13 protein-coding genes and 1 riboswitch are annotated in these 15,227 nt (G+C 43.4%); of the genes, 9 read left to right on the top strand and 4 right to left on the bottom strand.

The genetic code is table 11. The annotated features are described in order from the left end of the window. Positions 1-16: 16 nt before the first annotated feature. Positions 17-2,440 carry a glycerol-3-phosphate 1-O-acyltransferase PlsB gene (plsB, locus tag ATB74_RS22635; RefSeq protein ID WP_061019799.1) on the bottom strand — a complete coding sequence of 808 codons (2,424 nt, stop codon included), beginning with the start codon at positions 2,438-2,440 and terminating at the stop codon, positions 17-19. A gap of 220 nt (positions 2,441-2,660) precedes the next feature. Between plsB and ATB74_RS22640 the strand changes: the two genes are divergently transcribed. The 4 genes from ATB74_RS22640 (at position 2,661) to dinF (ending at position 6,187) form a co-directional block, all read left to right on the top strand. Beyond that, complete coding sequence (locus ATB74_RS22640; protein WP_061019800.1) at positions 2,661-3,023, top strand: diacylglycerol kinase; 363 nt, start codon at positions 2,661-2,663, stop codon at positions 3,021-3,023. A 94-nt stretch (positions 3,024-3,117) separates the two neighbouring features. After that, positions 3,118-3,738, top strand: coding sequence for a transcriptional repressor LexA (gene lexA / locus ATB74_RS22645; protein WP_019820514.1), 621 nt, complete (start codon positions 3,118-3,120; stop codon positions 3,736-3,738). 97 nt (positions 3,739-3,835) lie between these two features. Continuing rightward, positions 3,836-4,714, top strand: coding sequence for a class I SAM-dependent methyltransferase (locus ATB74_RS22650; RefSeq protein ID WP_061019801.1), 879 nt, complete (start codon positions 3,836-3,838; stop codon positions 4,712-4,714). Positions 4,715-4,831: 117 nt separating this feature from the next. Next, positions 4,832-6,187, top strand: coding sequence for an MATE family efflux transporter DinF (gene dinF, locus ATB74_RS22655; protein ID WP_179946938.1), 1,356 nt, complete (start codon positions 4,832-4,834; stop codon positions 6,185-6,187). A 185-nt stretch (positions 6,188-6,372) separates the two neighbouring features. Here dinF and sthA read toward each other — a convergent pair whose 3' ends face one another. Continuing rightward, positions 6,373-7,773, bottom strand: coding sequence for a Si-specific NAD(P)(+) transhydrogenase (gene sthA, locus ATB74_RS22660; RefSeq protein ID WP_061019802.1), 1,401 nt, complete (start codon positions 7,771-7,773; stop codon positions 6,373-6,375). 327 nt (positions 7,774-8,100) lie between these two features. Here sthA and fabR point away from each other — a divergent pair, with 327 nt between their 5' ends. Next, the gene (fabR, locus tag ATB74_RS22665; protein ID WP_010438693.1) at positions 8,101-8,742 is read left to right on the top strand and encodes an HTH-type transcriptional repressor FabR; all 642 of its coding nucleotides are present in this window, start codon (positions 8,101-8,103) and stop codon (positions 8,740-8,742) included. Continuing rightward, positions 8,742-9,113 carry a YijD family membrane protein gene (locus ATB74_RS22670; RefSeq protein ID WP_004736696.1) on the top strand — a complete coding sequence of 124 codons (372 nt, stop codon included), beginning with the start codon at positions 8,742-8,744 and terminating at the stop codon, positions 9,111-9,113. The genes fabR and ATB74_RS22670 overlap by 1 nt, the downstream gene beginning before the upstream one ends. A 79-nt stretch (positions 9,114-9,192) precedes the next feature. On the opposite strand, the gene trmA is transcribed toward ATB74_RS22670, so the two are convergent. Further along, positions 9,193-10,302, bottom strand: a complete 1,110-nt coding sequence (gene trmA / locus ATB74_RS22675; RefSeq protein WP_060983660.1) for a tRNA (uridine(54)-C5)-methyltransferase TrmA — start codon at positions 10,300-10,302, stop codon at positions 9,193-9,195. A 154-nt stretch (positions 10,303-10,456) separates the two neighbouring features. Further along, positions 10,457-10,661, top strand: a riboswitch (cobalamin riboswitch). Positions 10,662-10,701: 40 nt separating this feature from the next. On the opposite strand from trmA, the gene ATB74_RS22680 reads away from it, so the two are divergent. From ATB74_RS22680 to murI, 3 genes are read left to right on the top strand one after another with little or no spacing between them, the layout of a single operon-like run. Beyond that, positions 10,702-12,525 (top strand): TonB-dependent receptor domain-containing protein, encoded by a 1,824-nt coding sequence (locus ATB74_RS22680; protein ID WP_061019803.1) that lies wholly within the window; start codon positions 10,702-10,704, stop codon positions 12,523-12,525. A gap of 44 nt (positions 12,526-12,569) precedes the next feature. After that, positions 12,570-13,235 (top strand): ATPase, encoded by a 666-nt coding sequence (locus ATB74_RS22685; protein ID WP_061019804.1) that lies wholly within the window; start codon positions 12,570-12,572, stop codon positions 13,233-13,235. A gap of 60 nt (positions 13,236-13,295) precedes the next feature. Next, positions 13,296-14,102, top strand: coding sequence for a glutamate racemase (gene murI, locus ATB74_RS22690; protein WP_061019805.1), 807 nt, complete (start codon positions 13,296-13,298; stop codon positions 14,100-14,102). Here murI and ATB74_RS22695 read toward each other — a convergent pair. Continuing rightward, a complete protein-coding gene (locus ATB74_RS22695; RefSeq protein ID WP_017061054.1) occupies positions 14,065-14,517 on the bottom strand; it encodes an RNA recognition motif domain-containing protein in 453 nt (150 codons plus the stop codon). The genes murI and ATB74_RS22695 overlap by 38 nt on opposite strands. Positions 14,518-15,227 lie beyond the last annotated feature (710 nt).

Genomic DNA, 15,227 nt, shown 5'->3' on the forward strand with positions numbered 1-15,227 from the left:
GACGCAAAACGGATTGTTACTCCGCTTGGTGGATACTCTCTTGAATTGTCAAACGCACTTCTGGGTAAAGCATTGAGTAGAGAAGCTTAGCGAATTGCTGAGTCTTTTCTAGATCACAGTTACCATCGTTATCCAGATATTGCTGCTGTTTCAGAGTTGCGAACATTGAAGCGAACACACCTTTATCGAAAAACTCTGGTGCATTGATGCCTTGCAGGCGGCCAAGTCGCTGTGCAATGTCTTGGCTCTTCTGCTCAAGGTCTGATTTATCCAAATCAGGATTCTCAGCCAATAGGTTCAGAGCAATTGAATAACGTTGTAGTGTCTCTGAAATCGTACGACCTAGTAGCATCAGTGCTTGGCTGTTTGATTGGTTGATGGTGACTTCGTTATCAGAAACTACAAGCATGCCTTGGCCGACTAGTTCTTCAATGATCTTTGAAACCACATCTTCAAGCTGATCTTCGTCGTAGCTTAGGAACAACTCTTTCTTCAAGAAAGGGTAAATTGCTGCAACATTCTTTTGAATCGCATCAATCGTTAAGCCGTGCTGACGAATAGTCATCTGAGCAATTAATGATGGCAGAGCAAACAAGTGAATGATGTTATTACGGTAGTAGGTCATCAGAATTGACTGGTGACGGTCTAGCGAAATAATGTCGCCCATTGAGTCTGATTCAATCAAGAACTTGTTCAGTGACTCAGCATGTTTTACCAAATCTTCAGCGCTGTCTTTTGGCACAGTGAACGTTGCAGAATATGGAACATTCTTAAGCAGAGACAGGTAGCAATTGAGTTGTGAAACCAAAGAATCACGAGACAATGCACGCTGTCTTGAAGCTAATAGCGCCGTTGCACAAAGAGTCAGGGCATTGGTCGCTGCCGCATCGTTAATGTGCGTCATCATTTTGGTCGCCAAGTCATTAACCACCGGGTTCATCCATTGTGGTTTGCTGGTTCCCATAGGATCGATGTCTTTCGTCCACTCTGGTGAGTGCTCATTCAGGTATTGGTTCAGCTGAATCGGCTCACCGAAGTTGACGTAGCCTTTACCAAAGTTACGCAGTTTACGAATGGTACGAATCACTAGGCTCGCGTTTTCTTTCTCTTTACGCTTGCCACGAAGTTCTTTCGCATAAGTCGCCACTTCCATCACGTGCTCGTAGCCGATGTACACAGGAACCAAAGTCACTGGACGGTTCATGCCGCGCAACATTGCTTGGATTGTCATCGCTAGCATGCCCGTTTTCGCTTGCAGTAGACGACCTGTACGAGAACGACCACCTTCACTGAAGTATTCTACTGAGTAACCTTTAGCGAACAATTCCGCTAGGTATTCACGGAAAATAGTTGAGTACAGCTTGTTGCCTTTGAAGCTACGACGAATAAAGAACGCACCGCCATGACGGAAAATAGGGCCGGCAGGGAAGAAGTTCAGGTTGATACCCGCAGCGATATGCGGAGGCACCATGCCTTCGTGGTAAAGCACATAAGACAGCAGCAAGTAGTCCATGTGGCTACGGTGACAAGGGACATAAACGATCTCGTGACCATCTTGAGCCAGCTTACGAACCGTTGAAGCGTTACTGATATGTAGGCCTTGGTACAGCTTATTCCACAGCCAGCCAAGAATCTTCTCACCACGTTTGATCAGCGAGTACGAGAAGTTCGCAGCAATCTCGTCCATGATGTCTTGAGCTTCTTTGCTCGCTTTCTCGAGCGAGATATTTTTTGCTTGTGCTTCGTCTTCAATCGCTTTCTTGATCGCTTCTGATTTTAGTAGGCGATCAAACAGAGCTTGGCGGCTTGGCAGGTTAGGGCCTGATGCAGCAAGCTTTTGGCGAGAGAAGTGAATACGTGCCACGCGTGCCAGTTTGTGCGCGATGGTGCTGTCGGTGCCATGTGAGTTAGCCATGTAGCGTAGAGAAACCACTGGGCTGAAACGAACCAAACAGTCGCGGCCTGCTAGCAATACTGCTTTCGATTTCTCTAAGCCGTTCATTGCCTGTAGATAAGGCTTCTGATTATTCTCTTTACCAGGTTTGCGTCCCCATAGCACGGTTGCAGGGATAACTTGAACATCGAGTTCAGAGTCGTCAGCGTGCAATGAAAGCAATTCAGAGAAAACTTCAATTGAAGAGCTTGGTACATAATCATCGTCTTGCAGCAGAGTTTTGCGAGAAGAGATAAAAACGTAGCGTTGCAGTGATTTGCCGTTGATTTCAAGCTTGCTCAACGGATCAGGTAGGCCTAATTCAAGTGCATGTTTTTGCAATGTAAGAATGTCTACACTTGAGCGAAATGGTAAGGCGTATACAATCGGTTTGCTCAAATCAATGTTCAAATCCTCAACAGGGTTTGAAGGAATTGATGTGCCCTTTACCAATACGGATAAAGGTAGCTTCATTAATGAACGTGAAAAAGATTGTCCAGAAGACATATAGGTTCACTGCCTCAATAGTTATTTCAATGTGCTGAAGCGTATCTCTATTTCTATGATAAAAAGGATAAATCCTATGAGTGAAATAGGGATAAGCCTAGGCGTAAATTTAATCGATGCAAGAATACCAGAAACTGGTCTAACCTTTTAATGGAAATAGTCATATTGCCGTTAAGTTTGTGGAAAATCATTCATCGACTGATTGAGTATAGGGTTAAAAATGACCAAAAAATCAAACACCGGATTCAAACGTATAGTGAAAGCTGCAGGCTTTTCATGGCAAGGCATTACCAGTTCGTTTAAAAACGAGGCGGCATTTCGACAAGAAGTGTTCATGGCGGCCGTGCTTATTCCGTTGGCGTTTTACTTAGAGGTAAGCCAAGTTGAGCGAATCTTGATGATCTCAGTGATTGTGCTGGTGATGGTTGTTGAGCTAATCAATACCGCTATTGAAGCGGTAGTCGACCGAATTGGAAGTGAACATCATGAGCTTTCTGGGATGGCAAAAGATGTCGGTTCAGCGGCGGTTTTCATCTGTTTAGCACTAGCCGGTTATGTGTGGCTTGATATCTTGTTTTTGTAATTCGTTAAAAATGAACTAAAAACAACCAATTGCTTTGCTTTTGTTCAGTTACTGGATATACTCACAGTCAACTGTATAAAAAGACAGGTGAATCATGAAGCCGTTAACGCCCCGCCAGCAACAAGTCTTTGACCTTATCAAAGGTAAGATCGAAGATTCCGGTATGCCACCGACACGTGCAGAAATCGCACGTGAACTAGGCTTCCGTTCTGCTAATGCTGCAGAAGAACATTTGAAAGCTCTTGCTCGTAAAGAAGCGATTGAGATTATCCCGGGTGCGTCTCGCGGTATTCGTATTTTGCTTGAAGATGCTGCAAACGAAGAGCAAGGTTTACCATTAATCGGTCAGGTTGCCGCTGGTGAGCCTATCTTGGCTCAAGAGCATGTAGAAATGCATTACCAAGTTGACCCAGGCATGTTTAAACCACAAGCTGACTTCTTACTTCGTGTAAATGGCGAAAGTATGAAAGACATCGGTATTATGGATGGTGATTTATTAGCTGTTCATAAAACACAAGATGTACGCGATGGTCAGGTTGTCGTGGCTCGTGTCGATGATGATGTAACGGTAAAACGCCTAGAACGTAAAGGTTCAACGGTTCTGTTACACGCTGAAAATGAAGAATTTTCTCCAATCCATGTCGATCTAGAATCTCAACACTTGTCTATTGAAGGACTTGCGGTTGGTATTATTCGTAACACCGACTGGATGTAATAAGTACAAACAGTTTATTGATATTTATTCTCAATAACTTGTTATTGTAATTGATATTCATTATCATCTTCTTTGTCGAGATACAAGGAAGATGATGATGCCAAACCCAACCAAGCTTCAAATAAAGCCGCTTATAGCTAAGCCGCGCTCCTCTGTGCAAAAGGCTTCTTCTGTTCAAGGGGCTGCACATCAAGAATTCCAAGTTCCGACGAATCTCGTTCAACACCTTTGGTTTCGTAGTCGTGAAAGCCTAGCTGATGATGGTCTCGTTTATGACCCTATCGCAGCACAAGCCTGCAAGCGTTGCCAACTCGCACCTGAATGTCTTACTGGCGAGCTCGATCAGCAACAACTTCTCTACGCAACACTGACTCAACTTTGCGACTCTCAAGTTCAACAATTTCTGTCTCACAACCCAGATGCCTGGATCATCAATGTTGGGGCAGGGCTCGACACCCGTTTCTACCGTTTGGATAATGGACGCTGCCATTGGGTTGAGCTGGATGTGACGGAAAACCTAGTGTGGCGCCAACGTCTGTTCCACAAAAATGAACGCTATCGTTTGGAGTGTGGCTCTGTTGATGACCTAACTTGGTTGGATGAACTTAACATTCCAGAACAAGCCTCAGTGATGGTGGTGTGTGAACATGCTCTGCTGGATTGCACTGAACAACAGACCGCACACTTTATTCAGTCTCTCAGTCGTTATTTTACTCATGCACACGCGTGTTTAGTGTTAGCTGGAGATAAAAGCTCTAGTGCTCTTGGGCAAAAGCTCGGTTCAGGAAGGTATGCTCACGGGTTGTCTTCACCAATAGACAGTGTTCTCAATTGGTTACCATGGGCTCAATGGGTTAAGTCATTTTCACCATTAGAACAGCAATGTAATCGTTGGAAGTTGTGGCAGCGACTTCTTTGTAAAATCTCTCAGGTCAAAAAGCGCTTAACGCCGCAGTTAGTACTCGTTAAGTGGTAATCTTAGCGATTCTGCATTTCGAGTAACTGAGTACACAATCGGTATAAGTAACATTCCACAACATAGTGAAAGCCCACCCACTAGGTTAAACTATCGCCTCTAAACTAAGAGGTGATCGTGAAGCTATTTAATCCCCAAACTATTTTTCAAACGCTATCCAATCAGGCGATGCACAAAAAAGTGCTGCTGCTCGCGATCCCGATGGTTCTCTCTAATATTACCGTTCCACTGCTGGGCTTGGTCGATGCGGCGGTTATCGGCCACTTAGAGTACTCTTGGTATTTAGGTGGTGTGGCGCTGGGCGGCACAATGATCAGCGTGACCTTTTGGTTGCTCGGTTTCCTGCGTATGTCGACAACAGGGCTAGCCGCACAATCTTATGGTGCGAATGATGGCAAGCAACTTGGCCTAGTCTTTGTGCAAGGTGTGACCATGGCTTTAGGGTTTGCTGGTGTCTTTTTACTTTTACACAGTCTAGTCGCCGATTTAGTTTTCTCATTGAGTAGCGCCAGTGATCAAGTTAAGCACTATGGTCAGCAATACTTCTCAATCCGAGCTTGGAGTGCGCCTGCTGCGCTGACTAATTTTGTGATTCTAGGTTGGCTGCTCGGGACTCAAAATGCCAAAGCGCCAATGTGGATGGTGATCATCACCAATATCACCAATATTGTTTTGGATATCGTTTTTGTTATCGGTTTAGAGTGGCAAGTGGAAGGTGCAGCATTGGCATCTGTAATGGCTGATTATGCCGGTCTAACATTTGGCTTGATTTGTGTTTACCGAATCTGGGCGAAGAAACAGTTACCATCGCCATGGGCTCTGCTTAAGAAAACCAGCCAAGGTTTGAGTCGTTTCGTGAAATTGAATCGCGATATCTTTCTTCGTTCATTGTGTCTACAAGCGACTTTCACTTTTATGACCTTCCAAGGCGCAAGCTTTGGCGATGATGTTGTTGCTGCCAATGCAGTGTTGATGAGTTTCTTGATGATCATCTCTTATGGGATGGATGGCTTTGCCTATGCGATGGAAGCGATGGTCGGTAAGGCGATAGGCGCGAAAGACAAAGATGAACTGAACCAGTCATTGATTGGTACTTTCTTCTGGAGCTTCAATATTTGTTTAGTACTGACCATAGCGTTCGCAATCGCAGGCTCTAGCTTAATCAATATGATCACCACAATTCCTGACGTTAAGAGCCAAGCTGAGGTGTATTTACCCTGGTTAATCGCAATGCCATTGGTGTCTATGTGGTGCTTCTTGTTGGATGGTATTTTTGTTGGAGCAACCAAGGGCAAGGATATGCGCAATAGTATGTTTGTTGCGACCTGCAGTTTCTTCGCGATTTTCTACTTAGCATCAGGTTTAGAGAACCATGCACTGTGGCTAGCGATGCTGAGCTTTATGGCGATGCGTGGGGTTGGCTTGGGTGTGTTGTTTGTTTCTCAGTGGAAGAAGGGAGAATTCCTCGCCTAGCTAAAGTAGCTCAGTTCAGGGAACAGAAAATAGAGGCTGCACAGGTAAAGGGGTATTTAGAATATCATGATCCAATTACTATTAATGCCCTACTATTCAATGCTTTAAATAAAAACAGCAAGCGCGCGGCTTGCTGTTTATGTATTTGGCCTATAGGTGGTCAAATGCTCCCGTTGGTTCTTTATTTAGAACAAACGGTTAAGGCCGTTGAGTGCTGCAACACGATAAGCTTCTGCCATGGTTGGGTAGTTAAAGGTCGTATTTACAAAGTACTCGATGGTATTTGCTTCACCTTTTTGTTCCATAATCGCTTGTCCGATATGAATGATTTCAGCTGCACGCTCACCAAACACGTGGATACCTAAAATCTCTTTGGTTTCGCGATGGAACAGAATCTTCAAGCTACCAATATCTTTCCCCGCAATTTGAGCGCGAGCTAGGTGCTTGAATGAAGAACGTCCTACTTCATACGGTACTTTTGCAGCGGTAAGTTCTTGTTCTGTTTTACCTACAGAGCTAATCTCAGGGATGGTGTAGATACCTGTTGGAATGTCTTCAATTAGGTGACCTTCTGCTTCGCCTTTGACAATCGCTTGGGCAACAAATCGACCTTGGTCATAAGCAGCACTTGCTAGGCTAGGGTAGCCAATGACATCACCTACCGCGTAAACGTGATCAACGCTAGTTTGGTAGTTGGTATTCACTGATACCTGACCTCGAGAGTCCGCTTCTAGGCCAACCGCACCTAAGTTCAGTTTGTCAGTGTTACCGGTTCGACCATTGGCATACAGCAAGCAGTCAGCACGCATCTTCTTGCCTGACTCTAAGTGAATGATCACGCCATCATCAGTCCCTTCAATTTTCTCAAAGGTCTCATCATTACGAATCACGACGCCGCTGTTCCAGAAGTGGTAAGAAAGCGCATCTGAGGTTTCATTGTCTAGGAATGACAACAGGCGGTCACGAGTATTGATAAGATCGGTTTTTACACCCAAACCACGGAAAATCGACGCATATTCACAACCAATAACGCCAGCACCATAGATGATGATGTGTTGCGGGTCGTGTTTAAGAGAAAGAATCGAGTCACTGTCGTAGATACGTTCATGCAGGAAGTCGACGTTATCTGGTTGGTAAGGGCGAGAGCCTGTCGCGATAACAAATTTGTCTGCACTGTAATGTTCTTCAGTGCCATCGCTTTGCATTACCGAGACAGTGTTGGTATCGATAAAACGTGCAGTACCAAATACCAACGTGCACTGGTTGCGGTCGTAGAAGCCTTGGCGTAATCGAGTCTGTTTATCGATAACCGATTTAGCATGACCCAGAATGTTGGAAAACGTAGAGTGAATGCTTTTGTTGTTCTGACAAAACAGTGGATTGCTGTTGAATTCGATAATACGACTTACGGCATGGCGCAGTGCTTTGGAAGGAATGGTTCCCCAGTGAGTACAACCACCACCAACGCTGCTCTCTTTCTCAATGATTGCAACGTTCAACCCGGCTTTGGTTAATCCCATCGCTGCCCCTTCTCCTCCGGGGCCACTACCAATTACGATTACATCAAAGTGGTTGGAGTGCGGCATAGATATCTTCCTTGTTATATTTGATTAACATTGCTTTAGCGAGATTTTAACTGATTCTGTTCTTGGGTACATGAAAAGGGCATCAGAGAGTCGGTGGGATCACGCAGTGTTATCGAAAAAATAATATTTGGTATGTCGTATGTCTCCAAATGACAGTGTGGATATTGAAATTTTTTCTTCGAACGTATTTACTTCGGTACGTGAACAAAGAGGTATGTTTAGTGTCTTATATAACCAGAGTGCCTTATATAAATAAGTGATTCGCGTTATATTGAACAGAGTATTAGACATGCCTGTTTAGGCTGTAAAAGAAGAAATTGATAAAGTATGAAACCAATGGGCATTCGCGCACAGCAAAAAGAAAAAACTCGTCGCAGCTTAATCGATGCAGCATTTAGCCAACTCAGCGCTGATCGTAGTTTTTCCAATCTAAGCTTGAGAGAAGTCGCTCGTGAGGCTGGAATAGCACCGACTTCCTTTTATCGTCACTTTAAAGACATGGATGAGCTTGGCTTAACCATGGTTGACGAAGGTGGCTTACTGTTGCGCCAGTTAATGCGTCAAGCTAGGCAGCGCATAGTAAAAGAAGGCAGTGTGATTCGCACATCGGTTGAAACCTTTATGGAATTCATTGAAAGCAGCCCTAACGTATTCAGACTGTTATTGCGAGAGCGCTCAGGAACTTCATTTGAGTTTCGTGCAGCGGTAGCTCGTGAGATACAGCACTTCTCTGCTGAGTTAACCGAATATTTGATAACGACTGGCATGACAAGGGACGAAGCTTTCACTCAAGCGGAAGCCTCGGTCATCTTAGTCTTTAACTCAGGGGCAGAAGCATTAGATTTAGATCGACGTCAGCGAGATGAATTGGCTGAACGCTTGATCATGCAATTGCGAATGATGGCCAAAGGAGCTTTTTGGTATCGTAAAGAACGTGAACGTAACCGATTAAAAGGCGGGATTGAATAATGTCGAATGAAAATAATACTGTAAACCGTGGTTCTGAAAGAAAGACACTCGTACTTGCTGTTGTAGCCGGTGTGTGTGGTGATGCATTGTTATCTTGGGTAACAATGAGCGAAGTGGGCTTCTCTATTTTCCCGCTTATCGCTTTAGTTTTGGCAGTACAAGCGCTTTACCAAGAATACTTAACTAACCCAGTATCTGAAGATATCCCATTAGTAGGTCTAGCTTGTTTCTTCGTGGGTGCATTTGGCCACTCGGCTTTCGTGAAAGCACAACACCCTGATGCAGGTTCAAACTTCTTTGCGATTATTGTCGCGATGCTGCTTTTAGCCTGGGTAGGTAAGAAGCTAGGCTTTATCGGTAAGACCGCTTAAACCAATCTACAAATAAAAAACGAGCCAATTGGCTCGTTTTTTTGTATCTGCTGTTTGTCTTAGGCTGAGAAAGCGAGATTTATGCTTTACGCTCTAAGAATACACCTGCTTCCATGTGGTGGGTGTAAGGGAACTGGTCAAACAGAGCAAAACGAGTGATATCGTGTGTTTCGCTTAAGATCTCTAGGTTCTCTTTCAACGTTTCAGGGTTACAAGAGATGTACATGATACGCTCGTAGCCTTGAACCATCTTACAAGTATCAACATCCATGCCTGAGCGTGGTGGATCAACAAAGATAGTGTTGCAGTTGTAGCTCTTAAGATCGATGTTTGCTTGTTGTAGACGGCGGAATTCACGCTTACCTTCCATTGCTACGGTAAAGTCTTCTGCAGACATGCGGATGATCTGAACATTTTCAATGTTGTTCGCCGCGATGTTGTATTGTGCAGATTCCACTGACGGCTTTGCCAGCTCGGTTGCCAGTACACGCTCGAAGTTTTGTGCTAGTGCTAATGAAAAGTTACCGTTGCCACAGTAAAGCTCAAGCAAGTCGCCTTTGCTGTCTTGAGTACAGTCGACAGCCCATTCCAACATTTTCTCTGCTACTTTGCCGTTTGGTTGAGTAAAGCTGTTCTCTACTTGCTGGTAGATGTAGCTATCACCATTCACGTCTAGCTTTTCAATTACATAGTCGCGATCCAGTACGATTTTCATCTTACGCGCACGACCAATCAGGTTTAGGTTAAAACCTTCATCGTTTAATTGCTGCTTAAGTGCTTTAGCATCTTGAATCCACTGTTCACCCAATTGACGGTGGTAAAGCAGTGACACCAAAATCTCACCACTCAACGTAGAAAGGAAATCTACTTGAAATAGCTTGTGACGTAGAGAGTGGTTGTCCTTCATTGCATCTGTTAATAGAGGCATCAAGTCATTGATTAGACGACTAGCAGCAGGGAACTGGTCTACGCGGTATTTTTCTTTGGTCTCTTGATTGAACATGACGTAATACATATCGTCACCTTCATGCCACACACGGAACTCAGCACGCATGCGGTAGTGTTGTTCTGGAGATTCATACACTTCCAGCTCAGGCACATTATATTCTGAGAACATTTCAGTAAGACGCTCTGTCTTGTCTGCCAGTTGTTCTTGGTAGCGTTGCGGGTTTACATCTAAATTCGCCATTGTTATGCCTTTTGCTGTCGTGCTTTTAAATCAAGAGCGCAGATTTTATTCAATCACAGGCGCTTGTCCAGTGTTGAGAGCCATTCAATGTAAATCGACCATGAAAACTATAGCTTATAACTATCTTAGACTAGACAAATGATTCATAGGTCAATACTATCTTCGGCAAGCTGGTGTCATTTAGATGTATAGATGGCTGAAGAGGGAATCTGGTGTAAATCCAGAACTGACGCGCAGCGGTAAAAGAGAACGAGTATTCATAAGACACTGCAAATAGCTTTTTGTGGGAAGTCGAATATTAGGTAACCATAAGGGTTGTGCTCTTGAGTCCGAATACCTGCCAGCGGCCAAGCCATAAGATGTGGTTTGGTAGGACTTTACGCGATTTAGGATCACAACATGAACAAATCCCTTTTAGCGGTTGCTGTAGTATCGCTGCTTTCACCTATCTCCAATTTACACGCCCAACAAGCATCTGCCGACGAAACTATGGTGGTTACGGCTAACCGTTTTGAGCAGCAAGTCAGCGACACAATTGCTCCAGTTGAAGTTATAACCAAACAAGAAATAGACGCTATTCAAGCGACTTCGTTGTCTGACGTATTACGTCGATTACCCGGTGTTCAAGTTACTAACCAAGGTGGTCTTGCTCAGGGGCAGGAGTTATATATACGTGGGCGTTCTACCAAAAATACTCTTGTCTTAGTTAATGGTATCCGAATTGGTAGTGCAACTTTGGGGTACGCCAACTTAGCTGCAGTTCCATTGAATGGTGTGGAACGAATTGAAGTGTTGAGAGGTGCTCGTGCGGCAGTGTATGGGTCAGATGCTGTTAGCGGTGTGGTAAACATTATAACTACACGTAGTGCTGATAATACAGGCTCAGTTAAAGCGGGTGTGGGTAGCTTTGGTTTATATGATATCAATGCAGTAGGGTCAGTTGCTAATGATAATGGTTGGGTGAACATCGCCGCCACTCATCAGCAGAGTGAAGGTTATAATATTCAACCGACAAGTACTAACCCTATTGATACTGATAAAGATGGTCATAGCACTCAATACTTAACTATCGATGGCGGTATTTTTGTTTCGCCAAACTTGACCTTGAAAGCGAATGGCTATTATCAAAAACACGATGTTGAATTTGATAACCCTTGGGGAGGGGTAGACGAAACAGACAGTGAGTTATACGCATTGGGTCTAGTAGGAGATTACAAGCGCGATTCCCTAAATAGTGTAATAACACTTGGAAGTAACCAAGATGAAGCGGAATCTTCAGGACAAGGAACAACACCAAGCGCAATTACAACAAATCGCAACTCTGTTTCTTGGAATAACCAGTACAAGCTAAGTGATAGTTCAGCGGTTATTGGTGGTGTTGATTGGTATCGAGATAAGGTCAAAAACGACTCTACATCAATGACTAAAGATAGTCGTGATAATACCGCGTTCTATGCTGGTGGTGATATATCTGTAGGCAAATTGTCTGCGGAAGCGAACCTGCGCTGGGATGATAACAGTTCATTTGGCAACTTTACGACCTACCAACTAGGTGCTGGATATAACGTTACTGAGTTTGTTCGTCTAGTGGGTATGTATGGTACTGCATTTAAAGCTCCAACATTTAATGAGCTATATTGGCCTTTAGAGTGTAGTTCATGGGGATGTTACTCAGGCAATCCAAATCTACAGCCAGAAGAATCAAAAACGGCAGAAGTAGCACTAGAAGCTAGCTTTGAAGTTCTTGAATTGCGAATAGCTGCTCATAAGAGTGATGTAGAGAAGATGATCACAAGCAATGGTCTTACTCAAGTAAACATCGGAGAAGCAGAAATTAAAGGGTACGAAGTGGTCGGCTCTTTTTATACTGGACCATTATATCACTCAGCATCTTACGATTATCTTGATACCGAAGACAAATCTACAGGTAACGAACTTGCTCGTAGAGCTAAACATAGTGGTAAATGGAACACTACTTATGAATGGAATAACTGGCGATTCGACTTGAGTTACCTATATCAAGGTAAGCGTTATGATGATCTAGCGAATACGACAGAGCTTGATGCGTACTCGCTATTTGACTTTGCAACGTCTTACCACTTTGACAATGATGTAACCGTTGCTGGTAAAGTTGCTAACTTATTTGATGAAGAGTACGAAACTGCTAAAGGTTATAAAACACCAGAGCGTAATTATTACGTGAGCGTTGCCTACCAGTTTTAACACCTAAACCGCCCTCGGGCGGTTTTTTCTTATTGGGTATATCAATGAAAAAGAAAGTCGTCATAAGCTGGTCATCAGGCAAAGACTCTACCTTAATCCTAGAGCGTTTACTTGAGAGTGCCGAGTATGAAGTTGTTGCTCTCTATACTACCTATGTTGGAGATGAAGTCCCTTTCCAGGTAACTCCTATTGATGTGGTTGCCATGCAGGCGCAATTAATCGGTTTGCCACTTATCACCATAGAGCTTCCTGAAGTTTTCCCGAGCAATGAGATTTACCAAAGTACGATTGTCTCAGCATTGGAAGGGTCTGGCTTATCAATTGATGCGGTCGCATTCGGCGACATGTTTTGCAATGGTATTGCTGATTACCGAAGAAGTTATATAGAACCTGAGGGTTGGGAGTGTGTATTTCCTCTACTGGGACAGAGTAGCCAAGCGCTGGCTCAAGAAATAATAGATAGAGGAATCGAAACCTTTCTCGTCACAGTTGATAGCGATGCATTAGACATGAGCTATTGCGGGAAAGAATACACGCCTGAACTAATAGACAGTCTGCCAAGTCACGTAGACCCATGTGGAGAAGATGGTGAGTTCCATACCTTAGTAACGTCAGCGCCATGCTTTAAAGGTAAGCTCAAGATAGAACTAGAAAATGTAGATCAAGGTGAGCGCTTTGTGCATCAACGCTACCGAGCTTGCATTATGTAGAGTGATGATTGGCGAAAACTAAGTGAAGGGGTATCATTGCTGCGGAACTTATTACAGGTAATGGTTGTGTCGGAAAGCATACAAAAAAACATATTAGTCTTTGATTCTGGGGTTGGCGGTCTGTCTGTATATAAAGAGATAAGCCAGTTACTACCAAATCACAACTATATCTATGTATTCGATAACGAGGCTTATCCATATGGTGAGCTCGATCAGCAAATTCTCATTCAGCGAGTCCAAAGTATCGTGGCCAGTTTTGTGGTGAGTCACGCTATTGATATTGTAGTGATAGCTTGTAATACGGCCAGTACGATAGTCCTTCCTACACTTCGCGCTAATAACCTTATCCCAATTGTCGGTGTTGTCCCGGCAATCAAGCCTGCCTCGTTACTGGCTAATAAAGCGGTTGGTCTTATTGCAACTCCCGCGACGATTACTCGTGAATACACACACGATCTCATCAAAAATTTCTCGAGTAATAAAAGAGTAGAGCTGTTGGGTTCGACTCGGCTAGTGGATATGGCTGAAGATAAACTCAGAGGTGAGGAGATTAGCCTTGAAGAGTTACAGCAAATCCTTCAACCGATGATAAACACAATTGATGTAGCTGTATTGGGATGCACCCATTTCCCACTGATCAAATCAGAGATTCAACAAGTACTAGGTGAAAGTGTAGTGCTGATAGATTCTGGTAAAGCGATAGCTAAGCGGGTTCAAGATTTGTTGGGTTTGGAAAGTGTTAATAAAGAAGGGGGAGTGCGTGAAGTTTTTTGTAGTGCACTTCCTAAAAAAGAAAGTGCACTAAATAGTATGTTAAAGCAGTTAGGGTTTAGCTCAGTTCAGATTCGTCCGCTTCAGGATGTTTAGGATCATTTGCAACACGTACTTTTAAAGTTCGTTGCATGTAATCTTTATCATTAAGTGCAGAGATTGCATGATTCACATCATTACTTGCCATAACAACAAATCCAAAGCCTCTTCTTTTTCCAGTACGTTTGTCTTTCATTAAACGTACTGCGAATACTTCACCATGCTCTGAGAATAATTCACGTACATGTGATTCGTTCGCTTTGTATGGAAGATTACCTACATAAAGTGTTTTGGTTGAAGCCTTAGGTTCTGAATCTGATTTTGAGTCGGTGCTTGAAAAGTTAACAACAAAAGCGGAAGCCAAGACACCAAGGATAAAGGTAATTGCAGGCGATATATCTACCTGAGAGAAAACAATGCCGCCTAATACAGCCAGTGCGACAATTAACAACATCGATTTTTTTGAGTTCATATCGGAATACTACATATTAATAAACGAAATAGACGCATCTACCATTAACAAAATAGACACATGAATCTTACGTTCATGGCTTCCATTTTTCCAATGTATTGCTGTGATACGTCTCAAATGTTTAGTTTTTATTCGAAAAATGCGGATCTGGTGGCTTTTTAGGCGAACAAAACTTTTATTTCAAAAAGCTCTTGTGCTCCATCTCAATCTCTCTATAATGCCGCCTCACCGACACGGAGTGAGACGAAAGTCACACAGCGAAATCGGTAGAGAAAAAGAGTTTGAAAATAACCCTTGACTCTCAAAGTGGTGCAGGTATAGTACGCACCCCTAGCGACTGAGATGTGAATCACAAAACGCTAGCGCTCTTTAACAATTTAAACCTATCAATCTGTGTGGGCACTCGTTGATGAATATCAAAACGTTATTGGTTCTTTTTCGAAAGAGCGTAATAACAGTTACTTCGGTAACAAAATTGATTTCAATGAACTGAGTGACCAATACGTTTAACTACTTGTAGTTATTCGGCACAGTCAATTCATTACCATTCTGTTGGAATGGTAATAGCTTTAAAATTACATAGTAGTTTTGAAGTCAGTATTCGTTGAGTCACAAAATCTTAAATTGAAGAGTTTGATCATGGCTCAGATTGAACGCTGGCGGCAGGCCTAACACATGCAAGTCGAGCGGAAACGACACTAACAATCCTT

The sequence above is a fragment of the Vibrio splendidus genome (assembly GCF_001557875.1).
GTDB classification, from domain to species: Bacteria; Pseudomonadota; Gammaproteobacteria; order Enterobacterales; family Vibrionaceae; genus Vibrio; species Vibrio splendidus_F.